Raw genomic sequence first — 24,764 nt, forward strand, 5'->3', positions numbered from 1 at the left:
GGATTTTTCGCGTCGTTCGTAAACGCCTCGTCAAGCAAACCGGCTGATCCGCTCGATCACCCACTTGACCAGAAACGGCCCCACCAGAATCACCGTGAACAACCGCAGCGTCTGCATCGCCAGCACCAGGCTGACATCGGCCTGGCTGTCCACCGCGATGATTGCCATTGAATCCAGCCCGCCCGGGCTGGTGGCCAGGTACACCGATAGATAGTCCTTATGCAGCATCAGCGCGATGAGGTAGGCCAGTGCCGCGCTGGCGGCGATCAACAACAGCGAGCAGCAGATCATGGTCGGCAGCCGCTTGAACACATAGAGCACCGTGGGTCGGTCGAAGCGCAAACCCACATAGCCACCGATGGCGGCCATGGCCAAGGCAGTGAACCAGCTGGGCAGGGCGACGTGCAGCACGCCGGTCAGTTGCAGGACTGCGCCCAGCACCAGGGGGATCAACAAGGCACCGGCCGGCACTCGGTTACCGAACTTGATGCCGATGGCGATCACCACCAGGCCACCGATAAAGGTCATCCATGACACCACGGGCGCTGCGGCCACCGCGTGAGCCGAGCTGATGCCCATGACATGGCTGACCACTGCCCCGGACAACACCACGCACACCACCCGCACATACTGCATGGTCGCTACCACGCGACCGTCCGCACCATATTGCTCGCCCATGGAAATCATCGCCGAGGCCGCACCCGGTGCGCTGCCCCAGATCGCCGTGGTACCCGGCAGGTCGCCGAAGTGCGCCACGGCCACGCCCACTGCCAGGCTCAAGGCAATGGTGCACACCGTGGCAAAGATCATCACCGGCCAGGTCTGCGCCAGCGATAACAGTACGCCGGCGGTGATCGCATGCGCGGCCATCAGCCCGATCACGCTCTGCCCGCCCTGGAAGGCCACCTTGGGCAAACGCACGGTGCAGCCCGCCACGGCGAAAGCAATGGCCACCACCATCGGCCCGAGGAACCGCCCCGCAGGGATCTGCGCGGTGGCCAGCAGTTGCCCCGCCCCAGCGGCGCACAGCAACAATGCTGCCCATTGCACCCACGCTGGCAGGCTACCTAAAAACGAACGACTCGAACTCGCAGACACGGCACGCTCCACAGCAAAAACTCCCGGCCGCTCTATTGCGGTTCTTCCAGACGGGGAGTGGGGTGGATTTTGCCACGGTTGCGAGGGGGGCGGCGGCATCTGCCGGTAATGTTTTCTTGAAAGGGCACCGTCAATGAAGATGCCCCCTAGTTCACGCTTGGATAAACGCCAGCAGATCTTCGTTGATCACTTGCGCATGGGTGGTGCACATGCCGTGCGGGTAGCCCTTGTAGACCTTGAGCGTGCCATGCTGCAGCAGCTTGATCGACAGTTCGGCGGAGTCGCCGATGGGCACGATCTGATCGTCGTCGCCGTGCAGCACCAGCACCGGCACGGTGATCTGCTTCAGGTCTTCGGTGAAGTCGGTTTCCGAGAACGCCTTGATGCAGTCGTAGTGCGCCTTGATGCCGCCCATCATGCCCTGGCGCCACCAGTTGTCCTTGACCCCTTCGAGCACCTTGGCGCCGTCCCGGTTGTAGCCGTAGAAGGGGATCGGCACTTCCTTGTAGAACTGCGCGCGATTGGCCGCCAGCGCCGAGCGAAAGCCATCGAACACTTCGATCGGCAAACCGCCGGGGTTGCTTGCCGACTTGACCATGATCGGTGGCACCGCACCAATCAGCACGGCTTTGGCGACCAGCCCGGCACCGTGGCGGGCGACATAGCGGGCGACTTCGCCACCGCCGGTAGAGTGGCCGATGTGCACGGCGTCCTTGAGCCCCAGGTGGGCGACCAGTGCGGCGACATCGGCGGCATAGGTGTCCATCTCGTTGCCGGTGGCCGTCTGGGTCGAGCGTCCATGACCTCGGCGATCATGGGCGATCACGCGATAGCCCTTGGCGAGGAAGAACAGCATCTGCGCATCCCAGTCATCCGCGCTCAGCGGCCAGCCGTGGTGGAAGACGATGGGCTGACCGGTGCCCCAGTCCTTGTAGAAGATGTCGGTACCGTCGCGGGTGGTGAAGTGGCTCATGTGCTTGTCTCCTGTCGCATTGTCGTCGGGGAAGGACTCGCCTGGACTGCACGGCTGCTCATCACCATAGCCGAAAGAGCGGCGGCTGCCAGCGCCGTGGCGCGGGCCTTGAGGGCGAGCCTGTGGGTCGCGAGCCCTCAGACACTATCCCGATGGGCGCGGCAGCGCCCTTAAGCGTTCTGAAGGTGACTGAAAAGACCTGAAGTCGGGGTTATCCGTTCTGCACGAAGGCCGCCGAGTCCGGTGCTTTTTGCGTGGCGAACGAGCCGACGATCTGCCATTTGGCAATGTCCACGATCACCTCCTTGTCGGATTCCAGCGAGGCGTACAGGCGATCACCCCCCGGCGCCAGATTGAGCCCTGGTGCCGCAGCCTCCAGCGGCAGGTGTCGTTCCTCTGCCAGGGTACCGGCACGCAACAGGCTCAGGCTCTTGTCGGCCTGATTGGAGACGATCAACCGACCATCGGGCAGGGCCACCACTCGCACCGCCTCACCGCGCAGCTTCACTTGCTCCTGCGGTGCCAGCGTGACGGCGTCGAAGGCGTGCAACTCGCCCTGATAACGATCGATCACGTAGAAGGTCCGTTCGTCCGGGCTCAGGCAGCAGCCCTCGGGCGCTTCGCCAATCAGGCGCTTGACCGGGGCGAAGGTCGGATCATGGGGGTCGAGCATGATCACCATGCCCGACAGGGTGTCCGACACGTAGGCTCGGCGGCCGTCGCGGGTGATCACGAAGTAATGGCTGCGCGTACCGCCCACCGGCACGATCTGGCTCGGGTATTGATCGGTAGCGGGGTGGTCGAAGCGGATCATCACCGAGTCGGTTTCGCTCAAGACGTAGAGGCGTCCAGCAGCGTCCAGGCGGATGCCATGCAAGCGGTGGTACGGCGTCAGATCCAGGCTGCGAACGATCTTGCGTGCCTGCAGATCGATCACGAATACCTGGTGGCCACCGTCGCCAGGGGCCGCCCATTTGTTCACGCCATACTGCGCCACATAGGCGAATCGGCCCTGTGCGTCAGCGACGATTTCATGGGGTTGGGTGGGTAACGGCAGATGGGCCAGCGGTCGGCCTTCCGGTAGCTGATAGAAGCTGATACCCGGCGCTTCCTTTTCCACCAGTACCATTTCGTTGCGGCCAGAGGTGGCGGCGAACACGGGTGGAATGAAAGGGGCGGCGCTGCTGACGGCGATCATCTGCAGAATCTGGCGGCGGTCGAACTGGCTCATGGCATGTCCTCGATGGCTCTGGATCAATGCTTTTGAGAGCCCTGGCGGGAGCCGTTGGTTGCATCGGATTGGCCGCCACCGCAACATCTGTCTTCGAAATAGCGGTAGGAAGACCCTGGCGCAGGGTGCGCTGGCGACGGCAATCGCCCGCACGAGGCGGGCGAGGCGGTTACAGAGATCGGCCTGGATTGGCGATCAGTGCCGATAGGGTCTGTGCAATTGACATTCAGGGTTCAGCGTCACGCCAAAACCCGGCTGATCAAGCATCGACAGACGCATACGGCCGTTCACGGGCACCGGCTCGCCGAGCAACTGCGGGTGAAACATCGGCACCACCTCATCGGCCTTGGGCGCCATCATCAGGAACTCGGCGAATGGGCTGTTGGTGCGCGTGGCAACGAAGTGATAGCTGTACACCGAGGACCCATGGGGGATGACCAAAGCGCTGTGGGCATCGGCCAAGGCCGAGATCTTGAGCAGCTCGGTGATCCCGCCGCACCAGCCGACATCGGGCTGGATGATGTCGCAGCAACCCATCTCCAGCAGCATGCGAAAGCCCCAGCGCGTGGCCTCGTGCTCGCCTGTGGTGACCAGCATGCCGTTGGGCACATTGTTTTTCAGTGCGGCATAGCCCCAGTAGTCATCCGGCGACAGCGCCTCTTCGATCCACTTCAGGCCGAATTCGTGGGCACCATTAGCCAAGCGCGTGGCGTAGTTGAGGTCCAGGCTCATCCAGCAATCGAGCATCAGCCAGAAATCCCTGCCAACCCGCTCGCGCATCACCGCCAGCTCTTCGAGGTTCTTGCGCAGGCCTTCTTCTCCCTCGGCCGGACCATGGTGCAGGGGCAGCTTGCCGCCGATGAAGCCCATCTTCTGTGCCAGGTCCGGGCGCGCGCCGGTGGCGTAGAACTGCAGCTCATCGCGCACCGCACCGCCGAGCAACTGGTGCACCGGCTCCTGGCGCACCTTGCCAAGCAGGTCCCAGAGCGCCAGATCGATGCCTGAAATGGTATTGATCACCAGGCCCTTGCGTCCGTAGTACTGGGAGGAAAAGTACATCTGGTCCCAGATCTTTTCGATGTCGGTGACTTTGGCGCCTTCGACGAAGCGTGCCAGGTGTTTTTCGACGATATAGGCGGCCGGCTCGCCGCCGGTGGTCACCGCGAAGCCGATATTGCCCTCGCTGTCCTCGACCTCGACCACCAGCGTACCCAGCACATTGATGCCGAAACTGCGGCGGCTCTGGCGATATTCCGGGTATTTGCTCATGGGGGTGGCGATGTGATCGTCGATCCAGTGGCCGTCGCCCTGATCGTGGTAGTCGGCGCCGCCGCCACGCAGAACAAAGGCGCGTACGTGCTTGATGGTAGGGATACTCATGGTTGATTCCTCACGATCAGGGGGATAGAAAAAAGACGTGTGAGCGCCTATGCCACCGCGTTGCGCCTTGGGCGGCCTGCGGTGGCGGTGCGCAGCCGCTCGAGACCCAGAATCATCCCGGCGCCGATCAGCGTCAGCGTCGCCAAGGCATAGAGGCCTGCTACAGGGGAGTGAAAATGGGTTTCGGCCCACTGCCTCAGGTTGGGTGCCAGGAACCCGCCCAGCGCGCCGATGGAGTTGATCAGGGCAATGCCGCCCGCGGCGCCCGAGCCGCTCAGGATTCGCGTCGGGTAGGTCCAGAACAGCGGCTGCACCGCGATGAATCCGGAGGCCGCGGCGCACAGCGCCAGCAGCCCCCAGAGCGGGGTGGTGACGGTTGCGCCGGCGGCGATACCGATGCCGCCTGCCAACAGACACAGCGCGGCCGGCAGGCACCGCTGCCCGTGTCGGTCGGCCCAGGTGCAAATCAGGTAAGTGGTCAGCAATGCTGCGCACCAGGGCAGCGACGCGACGACGCCGACCTTGAAGCCGACCTGGCTGCCCATCAGCGCTGCAACCTGGGTGGGCAAGTAGAACACCACGCCGTAGACGCTGGCCTGGATCAGGCAATAGGTCAGGCACAGGTACAAGGTCGTAGGCCTGACCAGCGCTTCCAGCAGGCTGCCACTATGGCCTTGAGCGGCGCCTTGCTCCTGAGCCAGTGCTTTACTCAGCGTTTGCCGTTCCTCAACGCTTAACCAGCGGGCATTGACGGGTTTATCGTCAAGATATAAATAAGCGCAAACACCCACCGCTACTGCCAATAGTCCTTCTATCGCGAACATCCATTGCCAGCCGTGCCATCCAGCATAACCTTCCAGTTCCAGTAATAATCCGGAAAGTGGACTGCCAAGAATGAATGCCAATGGCGCACCGAAATAGAAGATGCCCATGGCCTTGGCTCTGGCCCGGTCAGGAAACCAATAAGTCAGATAAAGAATGACCCCGGGGAAAAAGCCTGCTTCGGCGACACCCAGTAAAAACCGCACTATATAAAAACTCGTTTCGCTGTTGACGAACATCATTGCCGCCGATGCCAGTCCCCAAGTCACCATGATGCGGCACATCCACGCTTTTGCGCCGTATCGATGCAGCATCAAGTTACTCGGGACTTCCAACAACGCATAGCCGACAAAGAACACCCCCGCGCCAAAGGCAAAGGCTGCGTCGGAGATACCGTTATCGGCCTGGAAGGCCACTTTGGCGAAACTTACATTGGCGCGATCAAGAAACGCGACGATGTACATCAGTAACAGGAACGGCAATAACCGGCGAGCAATCTTGCCCGTCACTTGCTGCAAGGTGAGCGCTTGCGTTGTCATCGGGAAGCCCCTCTGCACGCGAAAATGGACACCCGGCGCGGGGCCGGGTCCGCACAATGGATTCAGGCCCAGCGCAAGACCAGCGCATCGAGGTCGCGGGCGATCTCCAGCAGGCCTTCGCGGGTGGCGTCGTTGAGGGGCACCAGCGGATGGCGGGGCGCATCGCAGTTGATGATGCCCCCTGCCTTGAACAGCGCTTTGGCGGCAAGCAGCCCGGCCTGACGGTTTTCGAAGTTGATCAGCGGCAGCCAGCGCGCGTATTGCTGCTTGGCCTCTTCACGGCGCCCGGCGGCGTAATCGCGCAGGATCGGTTGCAGGCCATCGGGATAGCCGCCCCCCAGGATGCCGCCGGTGGCGCCGGCTTCGAGGTCGGCAAACAGAGTGATGGCTTCTTCTCCGTCCCAGGGACCTTCGATGGCGTCACCGCCCAGGCGGATCAGTTCGCGCAGCTTGTTGGCGGATTGCGCTACCTCGATCTTGAAATAACACACGGCGGGTATGTCCTTGGCCAACTGCGCCAGGCTGGCGGCCGAGACGCTGGTGCCGCTCATGGGCGCATCCTGATACATGATCGGGATATCCAGGTTGTCGGCCACGGTGCTGAAGAAGTCATGCATGACCGGCTCGCTCACCCGGATGGTCGCACCGTGGTAGGGCGGCATGATCATCACCATTGCAGCCCCGTATTCCTGGGCGCGGCGGGTTCGCTCAGCGCAGATCTGCGAGCTGAAATGGGTGGTGGTGACGACCACTGGCACGCGCCCGGCGACGTGTTCGAGGATAGTCCGGGTGAGCAGTTCGCGTTCACTGTCTGTGAGTGAAAATTGCTCCGAGTAATTGGCCAGGATGCATAGGCCATCGGCGCCGGCATCGATAATGAAATCAATGCAGCGTTTCTGACCTTCGAGATCAAGTGCGCCCCGTTCATTGAAAATGGTGGGCGCCACCGAGTAGGCACCGGTATAGCGACGAACAATGGAAGACATGGACTCGACTCCTGAGTTGGATGGGTTTGAGGCATGAATGTGAGCGCAGGGAATAAAGCGATATTTGTGCCAATTTATTTTTATAGTCGGCCTTCGATAAACATCATTAAGTAGTGCCACTGTTTGCTGTAACTAAGGCTTAAGTAATGCCACTCGCTCGGATATTGAGGCGAGTGGCTGCGTCGTCATGTCCGCTGATGCGTAACTGTAACTTCATGGAGAGTGTCCTTACTTCAAGAGTTGCTTCTATCGCAATGACAGGTTCGTGCCTGGCGCCAGTCTAGTACACTGCCGGGGCTTGAACGATGATGCCTCCTAGAGCTTGAAAACAGTGCAGTGCGCCCTCTCGATGCACGTCTTTACCTCATGCAAAACGCAGCGGGGCCGGTATCTCTACCGGCCCCGCAGGTCTATCCAGTCTTTCAGCCTGGCGGTTGTGCTGGCTTGCGTTTCGGCCGCCCCGGAATCGGCTTGGCCAGCAAGGCCACAGGCCCGGCCCGGCGGTAATCCGCGACCCAGCGAAATACCGTGCGGCGGTTCAGGCCGAAGGTGGCCGCGACCTGCGCCACGCTGAAGCCTTGTTCGACGGCGGCCACAGCGCGTTGGCGCAGGCATTGCAGCACCTGATGATCGAGGCTACGTGCATCAGTGGACAGCTTGGCGTTCATGGTCAATCTCCCTTGCGCGTTGCGCACGCAGAACGGTGTAGACACCCAGGGCTTGCAGGCCGAGCAGAGCGCCGAACAGCAGCGCCACCCCGGTATTGCTGGTCATCGTCAGATGCCCGGTGAGCGCCGAGCCGAGGCCCGCGCAGATCATCATGCCGCAGCCCAGCAGGCTGGCCGTTGCACCGGCGCGGTCGGGGTAGAGGGTCATGGTGAGGGCGACGACGTTGGAGAACAGCAGGCCCTGGCCGAAGTTGCTCAGCAGTACCCCGGCCAACAGGGTCGGGATGCCGATGCTGCCGGGGGTCAACAGCATAGCGGCCACTCCCAGCAGCCCGATGCACAGGCCGCTGTTCATCAGCGCCTTGGCCGTGCAGCGTTTGATCAGCGCGCGGTTGAGCAGGGTGGCAAGCAGATAGGCAAGGCCGGCCGCCAGGGCCGTGGTCCCGAACCAGGTCGGGCCGCGTTGCTGCAACTGGGCGATGAAGGGGCCGATGATGTTCCAGACCAGGAACATCGTCAGGCTGGTGCCCAGCGCCAGTGCAGCGCCAAGAAAGCGCCCATTGCCGAGGATGATCCGGTAGCCACCCAGCGACTGGCGCAGTGTCTTGCGCGCAGCGGCCGGCAAGGATTCACCCAGGCGCAGGCTCAACAGCAGCAGGGCTGCGCTGTAGAGCGCGTACAGGGCAAAGTTCCAGCGCCAGCCGAGGTACTGCTCCACCAGCCCGCCGATGAACGGTGCCAATACCGGGCCCAAGCCCCACGCCAGGCTCAGGTACACCACGGCGACGAAGAACCGCTCGCCCTTGACGTTATCCACCAGCAGTGCCCTGGCGCAGACCTGACAAGCCCCGACGGCGAACCCTTGCAGTGCCCGCGCCAGGACAAAGGTCTCGATGTTCTGCGCGAGCATCGCCAGCAGGCTGCCCGCGACAAAGAGGCCCAGCCCGGGCAGCAACGCCGGGAGCCGACCGCGTCCATCGGCCAGCAGCCCGAAAAACAACTGCCCGAGGGCGTAGGCCACCAGCGTGATGGAAATGCTCCCTTGCAGCACGCCATCGCTGACTGCGAACTCCCGGGCGATGGCCGGCATGCTCGGGGCGAACAAGTCGATGGCGATGCCGCTGACGCTGTTGAGCAGCGGCGCCATGACCATCACATAGGCGACATAGTCGCGTGGCGCGCGCACCTCAGGCTGCCCGGCCGCCGAGGTACAGCTCGCGCATGCGCGGGTCCTCGAGCAACTCCCGGGCCGGGCCGGCAAGGGCGACCCGGCCTTGCGCCAGCACATAGGCGCGATCCGAAATCCCCAGCGCTTGCATTGCGTTTTGCTCGACCATCAGGATCGCCACCACTTCCTGGGTGCGGGTGTGCTCGATCGCCTCGAACACCTCGGCCAGCACTTTGGGCGACAACCCGGCCGAAGGCTCGTCCAGCAGCAAGGTTCGTGGGCTGGGCATCAGCGCGCGCCCCAGGGCGAGAATCTGCCGTTCGCCACCCGACAGCGACGCCGCCGGTGCATCGAGCTTGCGCGCCAGCACCGGGTACAGCTCGCACAGCGCCTGCAGGCGCTCCTGGCACGCGCGCGGATGCAAGAACTGGCCGCCGATCAGCAGGTTTTCGCGCACGCTCAGGGCGGCGAAGACGTTCTCGGTCTGCGGCACGAACCCCAGGGCGCAGTGGCGCACCTTCAGGTGCACCGGAGTGCGGCCGACCTCATCGCCTTCGAGGTGGATCTGTCCCTGGCGCGGGAACAGGTAGCCGGCGATGCACTTGAGCAGGGTCGACTTGCCACAGCCGTTGGGCCCCAGCAAGGTGACGATTTGCGCGCGTCCGACTTCCAGGTCGATGCCATTGAGGATGTCGATGCCCGGGGTATAGCCGGCGGTAAGGCCTTTGACACTGATCATGCGATAGCCTCCTTGGGTTGACGGGCGCCGCGGCCCAGATACGCCTCCAGCACATGCTCGTTGGAAGACAGCTCGGTCGGGGTGCAGACCGCGACGATGCGCCCGCGGTCGAGGACGATGCAGCGGTGGCAGAGGTCGCGGATGAAGTGCATGTCGTGCTCGACGATCATCAACGCCAGCCCCTCGCGGTTGATGCGCTGAAGGGTCTGCACCATGTCGCGGCGCAGGTTGGGATGCACGCCGGCGGTGGGTTCGTCGAGCATCAGCAACCGCGGCTTGCCCATCAGCGCACAGGCGACACTGAGCAGCTTCTTCTGCCCGCCCGACAGGGCCGCCGCGGCGTTGTCGCGGACCTTGCGCAGCAGCAGTTCGTCGAGCAACTGCTCGGCGCGCTCGCGGCTTGCGAGTTCGGCCTGCCGATGGCCCCGGCTGCCCAGCAGGCTGCCCCAGAAGCCGTGGTGGGCAGTGGAGGCGGCCAGCAGCACTTCCATCACCGTCATCTTTTCCGGCATGGCCGGCAGCTGGAAGGTGCGCGCCAGGCCCTGTTCGACGATACGGTGCGGGACCATGCCGTGCAGGGCCTTGCCCTGCAGGAGGATCTCGCCGCTGTCGATAGGCGTGAAGCCGGAAATGGCATTGAGCAGCGTACTTTTGCCGGAGCCGTTGGGGCCGATCACCCCGATGATTTCACCGGGGCGGACCGCGAAATCGACCGATTCCAGCACCCGGTTGCCACCGTAGGCCTTGGCCACTGCGGTGACCTTGAGCAATGCGCTCATGGCATGATCCTCAGGCGTTCGGGCAGCAGTCCACCGCTGCGCCACAGCAGGCAGACCAGCAGGATGACCCCCACCAGACCGAGCCGCAGGGCGCCGGCGACATCACTGCCGATGTTCAGGTAGTCCTTGGCGAAAGGCACGAAGGAGTAAGCGCACTGCACCAGCAATGTCCCCAGCAGGATGCCGCGCACGCTGCCCAGGCCGCCGATCATCACCATGCTCCAGACCAGAAACGTCTGCGCCGCCAGCAGGTAATCGGGGCTCACGTAGCTGGTGTAACAGGCCAGCAACGCTCCGGCCAATGCCGCCAGCGCGGCACTGGCCATCAGGGCGCGGGTCTTGAGTTGCAGCAGGTCGTAGCCCAGGCAGCTGGCCAGTTGTGGCTGCTCGCGCAGCAAGCGCAGGGCGCGGCCGAAGCGGCTGTTGGCCAGGCGCACACTGAGCCCGGCGAACAGCGCTACCAGCAGCACCATCAGCAGCGCCATGTACAGGTCCTGATGGGTGTTGCTGGCGCTGCTGAATATTGACGGCAGGGCGCTGATGCCCTGCGCACCGCCGGTGAGACTGTCCTGATTGAGGGCGACGATGCGCACGATTTCCGCCACCGCGAGGGTGGCGATCCCCCAGTAGTCGCTGGCCAGATTGCGCCCGAGCCGCGCCACCAGCCAGGCGAGGGCCATGGCCGCCAGCGCGCCGCCGATAACGCTCGGCAGCAGCGGCCACCCGGCGAGATGGCCGATGCCCACGGCATAGGCGCCGATCCCGACGAAGGCGATATGGCCGAAATTCAGCAGCCCGGTGTATCCCGCCTGCAGATTCAGCGCCAGGGCGATGAGGCCGTAGAGACAGGCCAGGGTGAGTACATGCAGACAAAACTCAAACACGGCGCACCTCGCGGTCGAACAAGCCATAGGGACGGAATATCAAGGCCAACAGCAGGATCAGGAAGGACGCCGCGCCGATGTAACTGACCGGAATGAACGCCATGGCCTGACCGTACAGCCAGCCGATGTTGAGGTTGGTCACCAGGGTTTCGGTAACGGCGATCAGCAACGCGCCCAGTACCGCGCCCAGCGGGTTGCCCAGGCCGCCGAGAATGGCCGCGGCGAATATCGGCAGCAGCAGGTCGCTGCCCAGGTTGGTATAGGCGCTGGTGTTGAGCGCCAGCAGGCTGCCCCCCAACCCGGCCAGGGCGCCACTCATGAAATTGACCCAGTAGGTGATGCCGTCAGCGTTCAATCCGGCTGCCGCGGCCAGCGGCGCATTGCAGGCCAGCGCGCGCATCGAGCGACCCAGGCGGGTCTTGAACAACAGCGCGGCGAACAGCAGCAACAGCACCAGCGTGGTGATCATCGACAGCAACTGGCTGCGGGCGAGCATGGCGTCTCCCAGTGACAAGGGTGCCTCGATTGGCAGGCGATAGGACAGCGGACTGGAACCGGCGATCCCCAGTACCAGCGCGCCGATGATCATCGACAGCGCCAGCGAGCCGATCATGGCGATCGCCGGGCCCGAGCGCAGCAGGCGACGGAACACGCCGATGTGCAGCAGTACCGCCAGGCTGCCCATGGCCACACAGCTGGCGCCCACCGCCAAGGGCAACGGCCAGCCGCTGCGCTGCAGGGCGACCGCGATAAAGGCGCCGAGCATGGCGTACTGCACATGGGCGACATTGGGGAATTTCGCCAGCCCGTAGACCAGGCTCAGCCCGAGGGCGATCAGCCCCAGGTCGGCGGTACGGGCCAGGGTGTCGAGCAAGAATTGCAGCATGGTGTGCTCCTTGTTTGCCTTCGATCCATTCAGCGAGTCCAGCTTGCCGATGTGGGTGATTTGGCTGGCCCCTTCGCCAGCAAGCTGTGCTCCCACAGGTGCGCAGCGCCATACACTGTGGGAGCAAGGCTTGCCCGCGAAGAGGCCGGCAAGTCTCACGCAACATCCATGAGCCATCGCCACAGCGAGCCTTACGTACGCGGCTGCAGGGCGCCGTCCTTGTAGACGAGCTTGTCGTACGGCTGCTCGGTGCGCTGGCCCTCGGCATCCAGCGCCAGGGTGCCGGTGGCGCCGTCGAAGGTGCTGCCGAGGGCTTTGATGGCCGCGGCGATCTTGCTCGGGTCGGCGGACTTGGCCTGGGTGATCGCCGCCGCCGCCAGCATCACGCCGTCATAGGCGTAGCTGCTGTAGGAGGATTTCATGGCGAAGCCGTATTTGCTCTGATACTCGCTGGCGAAGGCCTTGCCGGTCGGGCCAAGGCTGGCGACCTCCATGCCGATCTGGCCATTGGCGATCTGCGCCGGGGTGTCGGTGGTGCACATGCTCAGGTAGATGCCGTACCAGGGCGTCTTGGCGATGCCCAGGTCGAAGGATTCACGGTTGATCACCGCCGCTTCCTGGCCGTAAGCGCTGTAGACGAACACATCGGGCTGGCTGCGTTGCATCTGCTGCAACTCGCGCCGGTAGCTGGACTGCCCCGGGGTATACAGCACCTGGGCGACCACGCTGCCGCCGCCGGCCTCGATGTACTTCTTGAATTGCTCGTAGATGCCCTGGCCATAGGCACCGTTCGGCGCGATAAAGGCGATCTTGCGGTAACCCATGCCAAGCACGTCCTTGGCGGCGAATTGCGCCGACAGGTCATCGAGGCCGATGAGGCTGTAGGACGTCGCGCCGATCTTGCGGATCGCCGGGCTCGAGCTGCCGATGTTCAGGTGTACCAGGCCCTGCTTGACCAGGTATTGCCCCAATGGAATGGACACGCTGGAAGAGTACTCGCCGAGCACCACGGGCACCTTGTTGACGGTGTTGAGCTTGGTGGCCGCGTCGAGCGCGCCGGTGGCACCATCGCCGGAGTCCTCGATGGTGACCTTCAGCGGTTCGCCCAGTACGCCACCTTTGGCGTTGATATCGGCGACGGCCAGCTCGATGCCGCGGCGCTGATCGTCGCCGATGCTGGCGCTCGAACCGGTCAGGGGCAGCACGGCGCCGAGGGTCACGGCGCTGGCCTGGAACGCCAGCAGGGTGAGGGCGAGGCCGGTGAACAGCGGGGTAAACAGATGCCGTGGGGACATGGTGGTGCTCTCCGATTGACCGCTATGGGGATGTGCTAATGGGGGGCATACAGGCGCACGACGCCTGCTTGAATGAACGCGACGATGTCTTCCATACGCTGCGAAATGTGCTCGCGGACCAAACTCGCGCAGGCCGGCGCATCGCGTTTTTGCAGGGCATCGAGGATCACCAGGTGATCGTCGTAGAGCTCGGCGCGACGTTCCTCCAGATCGATCCAGCGAAAGAAGCGAATGCGTGCGTTGATCGCATTCAGGGACTTGGCCATTTCCTGGTTGCCGGACAACTGCGCCAGCGCCACATGAAAGGCTTCGTCCTCCAGCACCAGCTCCAGGGTGCTGCGCTGCGGCGCGAGGGCCATGACTTCGGTCCAGGAGCGGCGCAACGACTCGATGGCTTCGTCGCTGGCGCGTTCCAGAGCCAGGGCGATGGCAGACATTTCCAGGGCGTTGCGCAGCTCGTAGAGATCGAACACTTCCTGGCGCACCAGCTTGCGGCCGTAGAAACCGCGGTTGGGCACCAGGGTCAGCATGTTCTCGGCCACCAGCCGGTGCAGGGCTTCGCGCAACGGTGTGCGGCTGACGCCCAGCGCCGCCGCGAGTTCGCTTTCGTTGACCCTTTCCTCAGGACGGATCTTGAACAGGATGACCATCTCCTTGAGCTGGTGGTACACGTCGGTGGCCGTCAGGCCCGAGCGCTTGACGGCGTCCTTGGCAGGCTGGGCAAGCGGTGCTGCAAGTTTTTTATTCATAAGGTTCACTGCTCGAACAAGCGGCCCAGTTCAGGTTGTTTTTCATCGACACCGGCCAACCGCAGGGCATGCCAGGCCATGGCGTAGTTGCTGGAGATCACCGGTTTGCCGAGTTCGGCCTCGAGGGCCGGAATCAGCTGCACCATGCGCAGGCTGGTACAGGACACGAACACGGCGTCCACCTCGGGATCGGCCCCCAGTTGCAGCGCCGCCACGCGTAACGAGGCGCTGTCGATACGGGCCACTTCATTGTCGTTGTCGTGGTTGAAACTGCCGACCCGGGTGACCTGCACGCCAGCGGCCTCGATGTAATCGCAGAACAGCTGATTGATGCTGGCGACGTAGGGCGTCAGCAAAGCGATGCGCGTAGCACCCAAGGCACGCAGCGCGGCCATGGCGCCGGTCAGCGGCGTGGTACAGGCGACGTCCGGGCGCGAGCGACGAATGGCCTCGAAGACTTTCTGCTCGGTGATCACCATGGTCCCCGAGGTGCACCCGAAGGCCACCACCTGCAGCGGCTGGCCCGGCAGAATGAGGTCCACGGCGCCAGGAATGTCAGCCTCCATCAGTGCCAGGGTCTCGGGGGAAATCTGCGCGTCGTTGTACAGCCGGCTGTGGTACAACGCGACCCCCGGCTGGGTGAGCAACTGGCGCCATTCGTGCTCGATGGTCTGGTCGGTGGCCAGCACTACCAGGCCGAGGCTGGCACGGGCGGCAATGCCGTTGTCCATGGCGAAGCCGAAGTGGTCATAGGGTTTTTCAAGGGTTGCGCTCAGGTTCATGACAGGGTCATCCCGGTGAGGTCGATATCAGGGCTACGGCCAAGCATCAGGTCGGTGAGGATGCGTGCCGAACCGCACGACATGGTCCAGCCCATATGGCCGTGGCCGACGTTGAGGAACAGATTGCGATGGCGGCTGCGGCCCATGATCGGCGTGCCTTCAGGGGTCATTGGCCGCAATCCGGCCCAGAAGCTTGGCCGGGTGTAATCGGCGCCCTCGGGGAACAGCTCGCGCCCGGCCCGCAGCATGTGCTCGAAGTCGGCGGGTGAGTGGCGGGTCTGGTAACCGGTGAATTCGGCGGTGGCGGTAAAGCGCAGGCGATCACCGAAGCGCGCATACGCCACCAGATTGTTTTCGTCGACGCCGCCCATGTCGGGCGGGTTGTAGCCCGGGCCGCTGGGGAAGGTCACCGAGTAGCCCTTGACCGGGTAGATCGGCAGGCGATACCCCAGCGGCCGGGCGACGATGGGCGCGTAGCTGCCCAGCGCCAGGACGTATTCATCGGCGACCAGTCGGTCTTTGTCGGTGAGCACCGCCTCGATGGTCTCGCCGCTGTGTTCGAAGCCTTGAATGCTGTGGCCCATGGCGAACTGGACGCCCATGCGCCTGCAGCGCTCGGTGAGGTCGTGGGTGAACAACCGCGCGTCACCGCTCTCGTCGCTGGGGCAGTGGATCGCTCCGGCGATATGCTCGCGAGCGTGACTCAGGGCCGGTTCCAGGGCGATGACGCGGTCGACGTCGATGATCTCCAGCGGCATGCCGCCATCGGCCAGCACCTGCATGTTGGCGCAGCCTTTGGCGAAGGAGGCCGCGTCGCGGTAGAGGTACAGCAGGCCTTTGCTCAGACGGTCGTAGTGCAGGTCTTCGGCGCTGGTCAGGGCTTGCAACTGCTGTTGGGAATAACGACACAGCACCAGCTTGCGCGAGGTGTTGAGCCGCGAGCGCTCGGCGTTGCAGTTGCTCAGGAACTTGGCCGCCCAGGCCCACATCTGCGGGTCGGCGCTGAGTTTCAGACGCAGCGCCTGACCTTCCTGAAACAGCGACTTGAGGAGAATCTTCGGCGCCTTGGGCGACGCCCAGGTATAGGAGTGCCCCGGGGCGATCAGGCCGGCGTTGGCGAAGCTGGTTTCGTTCGCCGATTCGGGCTGGCGATCGACCACGGTCACTTCACGTCCGGCCTTGGCCAGGTAGTACGCAGTGGTGATGCCGATGACGCCGGCACCGAGAACGAGGGTGGTGGCCATTGGTGGGTTCCTGGCAGCGGTCAGAGGCCGGCGATCACGCCGATTTCGACGGTGTACTGAGGGAAGGCCAGGGCCGACTCGACACAGGCCCGTGCCGGGGCGTGGCCTTCGGGCACCCAGGCATCCCAGACCGCGTTCATGGCGGCGAAGTCCTGGTGGTCGGCGAGCCAGATGGTGGCGCTGAGGATCGCGGTCTTGTCGCAGCCGGCCTGATCGAGCAAGGCGTCGATCTTGGCGAGGATCTGGGTGGTCTGGCCGGCAGGGTCGAGGCTGGTGTCGTCGGCCACCTGGCCGCTGAGGAACACCAGGTCCTTATGGATGACCATCTGGCTCATGCGCGCATTGCTGTTGAAACGTTGAATCGGCATCGGGTGCTCTCCTGAACGGCTGACAAGGGTGCATTCCAAAGTGAATACACTTGTGTTGCAGGAGAGGTATTGCGAGATGCGTGCCAGTTCATGCGGCTGAAAGTGGCGATCTAGAGCGGTCGATAAGTAGTGTCACTGAGCCGGAGGAGGAGCATGCACGGTGCGATGGGCAGTGAATCGGCGCCTGAAAGACGTAGGAGTGGCATTACTTATCGCGTGGTGGAATGGAAGTGCCACGCAGGTGCCGAGTCTGGATTCGAAAACGAAACGACGATGGTGCGCCGCTACCGGAAGGGCTTCAAAACAGGGCAGGTTTGCGAAGGTTACGGCGCCACTCGGATTACCTGTCGAGGCAGCGCCGCCACATTCCTATCCTGCACATGCAGCAACACCCGCGTATGCCATTGGAAATACGGACCGCTCAGCGGCGCCGCGGGTGTTGCCCTTGTACGAAAGGCAAGCATCGGTGACAGCACGGAAGGGAGGCGCAGACCACGGCGCGGCAGCTTTCACGTGCTCGGCCGATGGGCGCGACAATGGCCGAGAGATCCGCATCCCGGCCTCCTGTTCACTAACGGCCGATCAATTCTGAATGGCCTGGACCGAGCCGCCGTCCACCCGCAGGTTCGAGCCGTTGATGAACGAGGCGCGCTCCGAAACCAGCAGCGCGATTGCGGCGGCCACCTCTTCGACCTTGCCGCGGCGTTTCTGCACGATGCCGGGGCGCTCTTCTTCGAGGAAGCTTTCAATGGCTTGCTCGAACGACACGCCCAGTTCTTCTGCGCGCTTTTTCATCATGCCGTCGGTCATGCCCGTCTCGATGAACGCCGGGGCCACGGTGTTGCAGAGCACGCCGTGGGCGGCCTCCTTGTACGAGAGGTTCTTGATGAAGGCGCCCAGTGCGGCCTTGGCCACGTTGTACACGGCTTCTTCCCAGTAAGGCTGCACGGCGTTTTCCGAAGTGATGCACACCAGGCGGCCCCAGCCACGGCTGCGCATGGCCGGGATGGCGGCGCGGGCGATGCGCACGGCCGAGAAGAAGTCAGTGCTCCAGGCTTCCTGATAGTCCTCGTCGGAGAGCTCCAACGGGTCGCCTTTGGCACCTGTGACACCCGCGGTGTGCACGACGATATCGACCTGGCCAAAGCGCGCCTCGCCTTGCTTGATCAGGTTGTCGACCTCGGCTTGCTGGGTCATGTCGGCGGCGAGCAGCAGGGGTTCGCCGGGCAGGCCCGCCGTGGCCTTTTGCAGTGCATCGAGTTTCAAGTCGCTGAGGATCAAGTGCACGCCTTCCTCGCTCAGTTGCTTGGCGGTGGCCAAGCCGATACCGCCGCTGGCGCCGGTGATGAGCGCAACGCGCCCTTTGATTGCCAGATCCATAGATACCTCGTTCGCAGGGTGGGGCCGGATGGGCCGGGATTATTGATACCGACCTTGCCTGCGGGGCGGCCGTTCAAACCAATGTGAGGCGTCGTATCCGGGCGGCCACTGGTCGGCATTGCCCCCAAGCCATTTGAACGTCCTCGCCCGCGTACCGGTCATTGGCTATGCATCGACGCGCAAGAAGCACCGCGACAGTGCTCGGGGTCGATGCAATGCCCGTTGATAAACCGTGACGACCAGCCCCTGAGGAAACACCCGATGAGCGACCTTCCCGCGAACCCGACCCCCGCGACGCTGAACCGCGTGCACCCGATCCCGTTTCAGCCGTCCTTCGAACAGATCCCGGAGGACGAAGGCGAAACAGCCAAGGAGCTGGCCGACACCCTGCGCAGCATCATGCAGACCACCTTCGACGACCACGCGCACGCCTATCGCAGCGTGCATGCCAAGGGCCACGGCTTGTTGCGCGGGCACATCACCGTGCTCGACAACTTGCCACCGGAGCTGGCCCAGGGCGCCTTCGCCAAACCGGGCACCTTGCCGGTGGTCATGCGCTTTTCCACCAACCCTGGCGATGTGCTTGACGACAAGGTTTCGACTCCGCGCGGGCTGGCGCTGAAGATCATCGGGGTAGAAGGCGCGCGGTTGCCGGGCAGCGAAGGCGACGTGACCCAGGACTTCGTCATGCAGAACGCCAAGGCCTTCACCGCGCCCACGCCCAAAGCCTTTCTCAAGACCTTGAAGCTGCTGGCCAAGACCACCGACAAGGGGCCTGGCTTGAAGAAGGCGTTTTCAGCGGTGCTGCGCGGGGTGGAGTCGGCCATCGAATCCATGGGCGGCGAAAGCCCGACCCTCAAGAGCCTCGGCGGTCATCCGCAGACCCACGTCCTGGGCGAGAGCTTCAACACCGTGGTGCCGTTTCTCTATGGCCCGTATTACGCCAAGCTGGCGGTGGTGCCGGTGGCGCCCGCGCTGACTGCCTTGACCGACCAGCCGGTGGATCTGGACGACAAGCCCGACGGTCTGCGCGAGGCTGTGAGCGAGTACTTCGCCGAGCAAGGCGGGATCTGGGAGGTGCGCATACAGCTGGCGACCGATGCCGAGAAGATGCCGATCGAGGATGCCTCGGCGATCTGGCCCGAGGACCTCAGCCCCTATGTCACCGTGGCGCGCATCGAAGTTGCGGCGCAACCGGCCTGGAGCAGCGAAGGGGTCAGGGACATCGACGATGGCATGGCCTTCAGCCCGTGGCATGGTCTGGCCCAGCACCGACCGCTGGGTGGGGTGATGCGGGTACGCAAGCCGGCGTACGAGATGTCCTCCGGGTTCCGCGCCACCCACAACGGTTGCCCGATGCACGAGCCGCGGTAGTTTGATCGGACGTCATCGCCGACTTGAGGGGCCCCTTCGCAGGCAAGCCTTGCTCCCACATCACACCCCTGTAGGAGCCGGGCTTGCCCGCGAAGAGGCGGGCAGCCGTGACGCTGCGGTTCAGGCGACCTGATCCTTGGCGGGCAACGCATGCGCCAGATCCTCTGGCCCTGGCTGTACCTTGCGCAAGGTCACTGGCACCGACTTGGCCGCTGGCACCTTGCTGCGTTCGGCATGATGCCAAAGCGGCACCAGCGCGTTGCACTCCGGGTAATAAGCTGCCGCACAGCCCGCCGGGATATCGTAGGCGATGATCTGCAACGGCCCCACTTCCCGCAGCACCTCGGGCTCGATGGCCGTGCGCACCGTCACCCAGTCACCCGCCGCCAGACCGAATCGAACGATATCGCTGCGATTGAGAAAGATCACCGTGCGCGTACCCTGCACACCCCGGAAGCGATCGTTGTAGCCATACACCGTGGTGTTGAATTGGTCGTTGCTGCGCAGCGTCATCAGTTGCAGCACATCGCGGCGGGTCGGCGAAGTGGCGACGTCGTCGTCTTCATCCAGACCTTGGGGGGCGACGAACTGCGCCTTGCCCGAAGGCGTGGTCCACTTGCGCTCATAGGCGCCCAGGGGCCGATGGAAGCCGCCGGGCTCCCACATGCGCGTTTCCATGTCATGAAAAATCTGCGGATAAACCTCGGCGATGGCCGCCCGGATCAGCGCATAGTCGCGGCGCCAGGCCTCCCACGGAATACGCTCGGCACCGCTGAGGGTGGTCTGGGCGAGGGCGGCGATGATCGCCACTTCGGCGCGCAGGTGCTCGCTGGCCGGGGTGCTGGTGCCTTTCCAGGCGCGCACGCAGCCGGTGCTGTCTTCAGTGCTGTAGACCTGCTCGACGCCGTCTTGCCGATCGCTTTCGATACGGCCCAGGCAAGGCAGCAGCCAGCCATTGGCGCCAGGGAACAGATGGGTGCGGTTGAGCTTGGTCGCCACCTGCACGTTCAGGCTCAAACCCGCCCAGGCCGGCTCCATGCGGCTGGTGTCCGGCACGGCGCGCAGAAAGTTGCCGCCCAGGCCGATGAAGCCTTTCACGCTGCCATCGAGGATGCCCTTGCAGGCGTCCACCGTGGCCAGGCCCTTGTTGGTCGGTACCTGAATGCCGAACAGCGCCTCGAGCTTGTCCTTCGGCACCTTGGCCGGGTCTTCGGTGATGCCCACCGTGCGCTGCCCCTGCACGTTGGAATGGCCGCGAACCGGGCAGATCCCGGCGCCGGGCTTGCCGATGTTGCCGCGCAGCAGCAACAGGTTGACCAGCATCTGCACGTTCTGCACGCCGTGGCGGTGCTGGGTCATGCCCATGCCATAGACGATCATCACCTTGTCGCTGCGCGCGTAGACCGTGGCGGCGGCTTCAAGCGCGCCGCGGTCGAGGCCGGAGCGGCGTTCGAGCTGCGCCCAGTCGTGTCCGTCGGCTTCGGCCACCAGGCTATCGAGGCCTTCGGTGTGCTCGGCGATAAAGGCATGGTCGAGCACGGCCGGGCGGCCCTGGGCAAGGGCTTGGCGATCCATCGCCAGCAACGCCTTGATGATGCCCATCACCGCCGCAGTGTCGCCACCGATTTTCACCTGATGGTATTGGGTGCTGATGATGGTCGAATCGGGGCCGAGCATTTCGGCGGGCGACTGCGGATTGACGAAGCGTTCCAGGCCACGCTCGCGGATCGGGTTGAAGGTGATGATCGGCACCTGACGCTTGCGTGCCTCTTGCAGCGGATGGAGCATGCGCGGGCTGTTGCTGCCGACGTTCTGGCCGAAGAAGAAGATGCAGTCGGTGTGCTCGAAATCCGCCAGGGTCACGGTGCCTACTGGCACGCCGATGCTCTCCTGCAAGCCCACGGAGGTGCTTTCGTGGCACATGTTGGAACTGTCGGGGAGGTTATTGGTGCCGAACGCGCGGGCGAACAGTTGCCACATGAAGGAGGCTTCCAGCGAGGCGCGGCCAGAGGCATAGAACACCACGCTGTCGGGCGCCAGAGTCCGCAGTTGCGCGCCGATCTCGCGGTAGGCCTGCTCCCACTCGACGGCCTGATAATGGCCGCTGGCGGCATCGAAGCGCAGCGGATGGGTCAGGCGCCCATGGCGTTCCAGATCGTAATCGCTCCAGCCGCGCAAATCGCTGACCCGGTGCTGGGCGAAGAAGTCCGGGCCGGTCTTCTTCGCCGTCAGCTCCCACGCCGTGGCCTTGGCGCCGTTTTCGCAGAATTCCAGCGCGTGGGGATCGCCGGGCTTGGCCCAGGCGCAGCTGACGCAAGCGAAGCCGTCGGGCTTGTTCTGCTTGAACAACGCCAATGGGGCCTGAGCCAGGGCCTGCTGGCGCCAGAGGATGTTCATCACCGAGAACGCCGAGCCCCAGCCTCCCGAGGCATCCGCGTAGGGCCGGTAGCGTGCTGTCTGGGGGTGGATGATGTTCATGCCGCAGTCCTCGTCGCCTAAGGGGCAGGGCCTCGGTTGTCGAGACCCTGGAGTTACGACGAGGGGCTGCGGGCAAAGGTTCGAACTTCGTGGATGAAGACTTTCGCGGCGTTACCGGTGTCAGTCGAAATCCAGCGGATCCACCATCGGCAGCACCTGCAATTTGGCATGGGAACCCAGTCCGCGGATTTCATTGACGGCATAGAGCAACACCATCTGGAACGCCAGGGAATTCTGCAGCTCCTTGCGCGTCAGGCGTCGTTCGACGCTCTGGTGCACGCGGGGGTCGGTAAGGGTCAGCAGCAGGCTGCTGCCCTGTTTTTCGCACGAGTGCTTGAGCGGCGGGTCAAGCCTGTCCAGCACTTCTTCGATCGAGGCCATTGTCGATTCCTTGCAGATGAGGCGGCGGGACGTCCATTCCCTTCGGGAGAATGCTCTGCCAATGAAAAAACGCCGCGAGAGCTGGCGCGATCTGATCAGGAGATTTGACCCGGGGGCGGCCATATCGATCCCGACCATTGGACGGAAATCCCGGCCCTTGCCACCCATCTGCCGCAGCTCACACCACGGCACAGGCGCCATGACGCAACAGCCAGGTGGCGAACTCCGCAGCGGGCAACGGCCGGCTGATGAAGTAACCCTGCCCGGCATCGCAACCGGCATCACGCAGGAACTCATACTGGGCGCGGGTCTCGATGCCCTCGGCGGTCATGCGGAAGTTCATCGCACGCTTGAGAGCGATGATGGCCTGGACGATCGCCACGTCGCCTTGATCCTGCGGCAGGTCGCGAATGAACGCCTGGTCGACCTTGAGATGATCGATCGGCAAACGCTTGAGGTAGGCCATCGAAGAATAGCCGGTGCCGAAGTCATCGATGGCGGTGGTCACGCCCATCCCTTGCAACTCGCGCAGCACGCCACTGGCCGCCTCGTGGCTTTCGAGCAACAGGCTCTCGGTGACCTCGACTTCCAGTGCTTGGCCCGGCAATTGATGGCGCTGCAGTGCTGCGCGCACTGTGGCGACGAAATCGCTGCGCTCGATCTGCGGTGCGGCGACATTCACCGCCACCCGGTCGATCAGACAGCCCTGAGCACGCCATTCGCGGATGTGCTGGCAGGCCTGATCGAGCACCCATTCACCGATGGCGATGATCTGTCCGGTGCGCTCGGCCAGTGGTATGAAATCGCTGGGCATGATCAGCCCAAGGTGCGGATCGCGCCAGCGCAACAGGGCTTCGGCGCCTTCGAACCGGCCGCTGCGCAGGTTCAGGCGCGGCTGATACCAGACCTCGAACTCGCCATTGCTCAAGGCCCGGCGCATGGCATGTTCCATATCGACCCGGCGCTTGATCTGCTGGGTCATGGTCGCCTGATAGAAGCGGAAATCGTTGCGCCCGGATTCCTTGGCGCTGTACATCGCGGTATCGGCATGGCGCAGCAGATCCTCGGCGTTGCTGCCATCCAACGGGCAGATGGCGACGCCGATACTGGCGGTCACCAGGGCGGCATTGCCATTGAGATCGAAGGGCAGGGCCAGCGAGCGCAACAGCTCGCCTACCACATGCACGGCATCTTCGGGGCGCTCGAGGTGCTGGAGGATGAAGCCGAACTCGTCGCCGCCCAGGCGCGCGACGGTATCGTTGCCATGCACGCTGTCGACGAAGCGCTGGGTCGCGTGGCGCAGCAGCAGGTCGCCCATGGCATGGCCAAGGGTGTCGTTGATGGTCTTGAAGCCGTCGATGTCGAGAATCATCACCGCCAGGCACGCACGCCGACCCACGACCGATTCGATCGCCTCGACCAGCCGCTGGCGGAACAGCACACGGTTGGCCAGGCCGGTGATCGAGTCGTAATGGGCCAGTTGCGCCAGGCGCTGCTCGGCCTGCAGGCGTTCGCTGATCTCGCCGTTGAGTTCGTCGTTGCGCCGGCGCATGAGGATCTGGGTACGGGTCATCTGCAGCGCGAAGACGGTGAAGATCGCCGTGGCAAGCAGGCTCAGGGCGAATACCCCGGAGTCGAGCAAGGTGAACGCCGACCAGCCGCCCCTTGGGATACCCGCCAGCTGCCAGCGCCCGCCGGGTATCTCGACGCCGGTGGTGACCGGGTCACGGTCGAAACTGCTCTGATCGCCCCACACCGGTTTGTTCTGGCGGTCGCGCAGGGCCAGCGACAATGGGCCGTCGGCGTTCATGCCGGTGGCACGGATCAGCGCATCGACATCCACTGCCACCGAGACCATGCCCCAATAGTGGGTGCTGCCGGTACCGGAGGCCTGGAACACCGGACGCCGATAGACCAGCGCGCGGCCACCCTGGATCAGATCGATGGGGCCGGTGAGGATGGGAATCCCCAGCGCTCGTGACAGGTGGACCATGGGGTATTGGTCGGCGATGTTGCGAAAGTCCAGACCGATCAGCACTTGATTGCCTGCAAGTGGCCAGACGTCGCTGATCACATCGTTGGGCGCCAGGACAATGTGCTGCAACGAGGGCACGGCGGCCTTGGCCTCGTCGGTCATGCCGTGGAAATGGGCGGCGCTGATGTCGCCGTCGACGCTCAACAGTTGGGTGATGCCCTCGGTCTGGCTGAAGGTGTTGCGCACCTGGGTCTGCGCCTGGGCGCTGAGCAGGCTCAGGCGCAGGCGGATATCGGCGCGCTCCTCGTTGTGACGGTACTGCAGGTCCAGTAGACCGACGAACACCGACAATGCCAGGCCGACCAGCAAGATGCAGGTCGGCAGCAGGAAATGGCCGTAGCGCCGCCACCAAGGGTCCTTGCGCGAATACGGAGAGTAAAGTCCTTTGCTCATCGATACCTTGGCGTGGGTGTTGCCGGTCTCTGGCGACATTGCCGGCGACCTTGCTGAAGGGGCGTTCGGCCCCGACTGGACATGACCTTGAAGTCAGTTGTGTACAGCCGGGATATCGGACCCAAAGCGGGG

The 24,764-nt window shown here is 63.9% G+C and carries 22 protein-coding genes; 1 reads left to right on the forward strand and 21 read right to left on the reverse strand.

What is annotated here, in order from left to right; genetic code table 11:
* Nucleotides 1-30 precede the first annotated feature (30 nt).
* The 18 genes from AC3WJP_RS00055 to AC3WJP_RS00140 all read right to left on the reverse strand — a co-directional run bounded on the left by AC3WJP_RS00055 (nucleotide 31) and on the right by AC3WJP_RS00140 (nucleotide 17,971).
* Nucleotides 31-1,098 (reverse strand): AbrB family transcriptional regulator, encoded by a 1,068-nt coding sequence (locus AC3WJP_RS00055; protein ID WP_493719192.1) that lies wholly within the window; start codon nucleotides 1,096-1,098, stop codon nucleotides 31-33.
* A gap of 151 nt (nucleotides 1,099-1,249) precedes the next feature.
* On the reverse strand, nucleotides 1,250-2,071 hold the full coding sequence (locus AC3WJP_RS00060; RefSeq protein WP_493719193.1) for an alpha/beta fold hydrolase: 822 nt from the start codon (nucleotides 2,069-2,071) through the stop codon (nucleotides 1,250-1,252).
* Between the two features lie 211 nt (nucleotides 2,072-2,282).
* A complete protein-coding gene (locus AC3WJP_RS00065) occupies nucleotides 2,283-3,302 on the reverse strand; it encodes a YncE family protein (protein WP_493719194.1) in 1,020 nt (339 codons plus the stop codon).
* A 195-nt stretch (nucleotides 3,303-3,497) separates the two neighbouring features.
* Nucleotides 3,498-4,682 carry an L-rhamnonate dehydratase gene (gene rhmD, locus AC3WJP_RS00070; RefSeq protein ID WP_493719195.1) on the reverse strand — a complete coding sequence of 395 codons (1,185 nt, stop codon included), beginning with the start codon at nucleotides 4,680-4,682 and terminating at the stop codon, nucleotides 3,498-3,500.
* 47 nt (nucleotides 4,683-4,729) lie between these two features.
* On the reverse strand, nucleotides 4,730-6,043 hold the full coding sequence (locus tag AC3WJP_RS00075) for an MFS transporter (RefSeq protein WP_493719196.1): 1,314 nt from the start codon (nucleotides 6,041-6,043) through the stop codon (nucleotides 4,730-4,732).
* A gap of 62 nt (nucleotides 6,044-6,105) precedes the next feature.
* The gene (locus AC3WJP_RS00080) at nucleotides 6,106-7,029 is read right to left on the reverse strand and encodes a dihydrodipicolinate synthase family protein (protein WP_493719197.1); all 924 of its coding nucleotides are present in this window, start codon (nucleotides 7,027-7,029) and stop codon (nucleotides 6,106-6,108) included.
* A 422-nt stretch (nucleotides 7,030-7,451) separates the two neighbouring features.
* Nucleotides 7,452-7,697 carry a helix-turn-helix domain-containing protein gene (locus tag AC3WJP_RS00085; protein ID WP_493719198.1) on the reverse strand — a complete coding sequence of 82 codons (246 nt, stop codon included), beginning with the start codon at nucleotides 7,695-7,697 and terminating at the stop codon, nucleotides 7,452-7,454.
* On the reverse strand, nucleotides 7,675-8,883 hold the full coding sequence (locus AC3WJP_RS00090; RefSeq protein WP_493719199.1) for an MFS transporter: 1,209 nt from the start codon (nucleotides 8,881-8,883) through the stop codon (nucleotides 7,675-7,677). The genes AC3WJP_RS00085 and AC3WJP_RS00090 overlap by 23 nt, the downstream gene beginning before the upstream one ends.
* Before the next feature lies 1 nt (nucleotide 8,884).
* Nucleotides 8,885-9,604 carry an ABC transporter ATP-binding protein gene (locus tag AC3WJP_RS00095; protein ID WP_493719200.1) on the reverse strand — a complete coding sequence of 240 codons (720 nt, stop codon included), beginning with the start codon at nucleotides 9,602-9,604 and terminating at the stop codon, nucleotides 8,885-8,887.
* The gene (locus AC3WJP_RS00100) at nucleotides 9,601-10,383 is read right to left on the reverse strand and encodes an ABC transporter ATP-binding protein (protein WP_493719201.1); all 783 of its coding nucleotides are present in this window, start codon (nucleotides 10,381-10,383) and stop codon (nucleotides 9,601-9,603) included. The genes AC3WJP_RS00095 and AC3WJP_RS00100 overlap by 4 nt, the downstream gene beginning before the upstream one ends.
* Nucleotides 10,380-11,267: a branched-chain amino acid ABC transporter permease gene (locus AC3WJP_RS00105; protein WP_493719202.1), complete on the reverse strand. Its 888-nt coding sequence runs from the start codon at nucleotides 11,265-11,267 to the stop codon at nucleotides 10,380-10,382. The genes AC3WJP_RS00100 and AC3WJP_RS00105 overlap by 4 nt, the downstream gene beginning before the upstream one ends.
* A complete protein-coding gene (locus AC3WJP_RS00110) occupies nucleotides 11,260-12,153 on the reverse strand; it encodes a branched-chain amino acid ABC transporter permease (RefSeq protein ID WP_493719203.1) in 894 nt (297 codons plus the stop codon). Before AC3WJP_RS00110 ends, AC3WJP_RS00105 begins: the two co-directional genes overlap by 8 nt.
* Nucleotides 12,154-12,344: 191 nt before the next feature.
* On the reverse strand, nucleotides 12,345-13,448 hold the full coding sequence (locus tag AC3WJP_RS00115; RefSeq protein WP_493719204.1) for an ABC transporter substrate-binding protein: 1,104 nt from the start codon (nucleotides 13,446-13,448) through the stop codon (nucleotides 12,345-12,347).
* A gap of 35 nt (nucleotides 13,449-13,483) precedes the next feature.
* Nucleotides 13,484-14,197 (reverse strand): GntR family transcriptional regulator, encoded by a 714-nt coding sequence (locus AC3WJP_RS00120; protein ID WP_493719205.1) that lies wholly within the window; start codon nucleotides 14,195-14,197, stop codon nucleotides 13,484-13,486.
* A gap of 5 nt (nucleotides 14,198-14,202) precedes the next feature.
* Entirely contained in the window at nucleotides 14,203-14,979 is a 777-nt protein-coding gene (locus tag AC3WJP_RS00125; RefSeq protein ID WP_493719206.1) for a maleate cis-trans isomerase family protein, read from the reverse strand.
* Complete coding sequence (locus tag AC3WJP_RS00130) at nucleotides 14,976-16,223, reverse strand: D-amino acid dehydrogenase (RefSeq protein WP_493719207.1); 1,248 nt, start codon at nucleotides 16,221-16,223, stop codon at nucleotides 14,976-14,978. Before AC3WJP_RS00130 ends, AC3WJP_RS00125 begins: the two co-directional genes overlap by 4 nt.
* A 20-nt stretch (nucleotides 16,224-16,243) precedes the next feature.
* Nucleotides 16,244-16,591 carry a RidA family protein gene (locus AC3WJP_RS00135; RefSeq protein ID WP_493719208.1) on the reverse strand — a complete coding sequence of 116 codons (348 nt, stop codon included), beginning with the start codon at nucleotides 16,589-16,591 and terminating at the stop codon, nucleotides 16,244-16,246.
* Nucleotides 16,592-17,173: 582 nt separating this feature from the next.
* A complete protein-coding gene (locus AC3WJP_RS00140) occupies nucleotides 17,174-17,971 on the reverse strand; it encodes an SDR family NAD(P)-dependent oxidoreductase (RefSeq protein WP_493719209.1) in 798 nt (265 codons plus the stop codon).
* A gap of 261 nt (nucleotides 17,972-18,232) precedes the next feature.
* Between AC3WJP_RS00140 and AC3WJP_RS00145 the strand changes: the two genes are divergently transcribed.
* The gene (locus tag AC3WJP_RS00145) at nucleotides 18,233-19,345 is read left to right on the forward strand and encodes a catalase family protein (protein WP_493719210.1); all 1,113 of its coding nucleotides are present in this window, start codon (nucleotides 18,233-18,235) and stop codon (nucleotides 19,343-19,345) included.
* A gap of 120 nt (nucleotides 19,346-19,465) precedes the next feature.
* Here AC3WJP_RS00145 and AC3WJP_RS00150 read toward each other — a convergent pair whose 3' ends face one another.
* The 3 genes from AC3WJP_RS00150 to AC3WJP_RS00160 form a co-directional block, all read right to left on the reverse strand.
* Complete coding sequence (locus AC3WJP_RS00150; RefSeq protein WP_493719211.1) at nucleotides 19,466-21,823, reverse strand: FdhF/YdeP family oxidoreductase; 2,358 nt, start codon at nucleotides 21,821-21,823, stop codon at nucleotides 19,466-19,468.
* 120 nt (nucleotides 21,824-21,943) lie between these two features.
* Entirely contained in the window at nucleotides 21,944-22,204 is a 261-nt protein-coding gene (locus AC3WJP_RS00155) for a hypothetical protein (RefSeq protein WP_493719212.1), read from the reverse strand.
* Between the two features lie 178 nt (nucleotides 22,205-22,382).
* Nucleotides 22,383-24,671, reverse strand: a complete 2,289-nt coding sequence (locus tag AC3WJP_RS00160; RefSeq protein WP_493719213.1) for a putative bifunctional diguanylate cyclase/phosphodiesterase — start codon at nucleotides 24,669-24,671, stop codon at nucleotides 22,383-22,385.
* Between the last annotated feature and the right edge of the window lie 93 nt (nucleotides 24,672-24,764).

The organism is Pseudomonas sp. GW821-FHT01A09, assembly GCF_058986725.1.

Bases quoted from the DNA above. Each gene is read 5' to 3' on its own strand.
- AC3WJP_RS00115 (WP_493719204.1), bottom strand. From the start codon at position 13,448: ATGTCCCCACGGCATCTGTTTACCCCGCTGTTCACCGGCCTCGCCCTC.
- AC3WJP_RS00120 (WP_493719205.1), bottom strand. From the start codon at position 14,197: ATGAATAAAAAACTTGCAGCACCGCTTGCCCAGCCTGCCAAGGACGCC.
- AC3WJP_RS00110 (WP_493719203.1), bottom strand. From the start codon at position 12,153: ATGCTGCAATTCTTGCTCGACACCCTGGCCCGTACCGCCGACCTGGGG.
- AC3WJP_RS00060 (WP_493719193.1), bottom strand. From the start codon at position 2,071: ATGAGCCACTTCACCACCCGCGACGGTACCGACATCTTCTACAAGGAC.
- AC3WJP_RS00085 (WP_493719198.1), bottom strand. From the start codon at position 7,697: ATGAACGCCAAGCTGTCCACTGATGCACGTAGCCTCGATCATCAGGTG.
- AC3WJP_RS00140 (WP_493719209.1), bottom strand. From the start codon at position 17,971: ATGGATCTGGCAATCAAAGGGCGCGTTGCGCTCATCACCGGCGCCAGC.
- AC3WJP_RS00135 (WP_493719208.1), bottom strand. From the start codon at position 16,591: ATGCCGATTCAACGTTTCAACAGCAATGCGCGCATGAGCCAGATGGTC.
- AC3WJP_RS00095 (WP_493719200.1), bottom strand. From the start codon at position 9,604: ATGATCAGTGTCAAAGGCCTTACCGCCGGCTATACCCCGGGCATCGAC.
- AC3WJP_RS00080 (WP_493719197.1), bottom strand. From the start codon at position 7,029: ATGTCTTCCATTGTTCGTCGCTATACCGGTGCCTACTCGGTGGCGCCC.
- AC3WJP_RS00130 (WP_493719207.1), bottom strand. From the start codon at position 16,223: ATGGCCACCACCCTCGTTCTCGGTGCCGGCGTCATCGGCATCACCACT.
- AC3WJP_RS00150 (WP_493719211.1), bottom strand. From the start codon at position 21,823: ATGAACATCATCCACCCCCAGACAGCACGCTACCGGCCCTACGCGGAT.
- AC3WJP_RS00160 (WP_493719213.1), bottom strand. From the start codon at position 24,671: ATGTCGCCAGAGACCGGCAACACCCACGCCAAGGTATCGATGAGCAAA.
- AC3WJP_RS00155 (WP_493719212.1), bottom strand. From the start codon at position 22,204: ATGGCCTCGATCGAAGAAGTGCTGGACAGGCTTGACCCGCCGCTCAAG.
- AC3WJP_RS00100 (WP_493719201.1), bottom strand. From the start codon at position 10,383: ATGAGCGCATTGCTCAAGGTCACCGCAGTGGCCAAGGCCTACGGTGGC.
- AC3WJP_RS00075 (WP_493719196.1), bottom strand. From the start codon at position 6,043: ATGACAACGCAAGCGCTCACCTTGCAGCAAGTGACGGGCAAGATTGCT.
- AC3WJP_RS00125 (WP_493719206.1), bottom strand. From the start codon at position 14,979: ATGAACCTGAGCGCAACCCTTGAAAAACCCTATGACCACTTCGGCTTC.
- rhmD (WP_493719195.1), bottom strand. From the start codon at position 4,682: ATGAGTATCCCTACCATCAAGCACGTACGCGCCTTTGTTCTGCGTGGC.
- AC3WJP_RS00145 (WP_493719210.1), top strand. From the start codon at position 18,233: ATGAGCGACCTTCCCGCGAACCCGACCCCCGCGACGCTGAACCGCGTG.
- AC3WJP_RS00065 (WP_493719194.1), bottom strand. From the start codon at position 3,302: ATGAGCCAGTTCGACCGCCGCCAGATTCTGCAGATGATCGCCGTCAGC.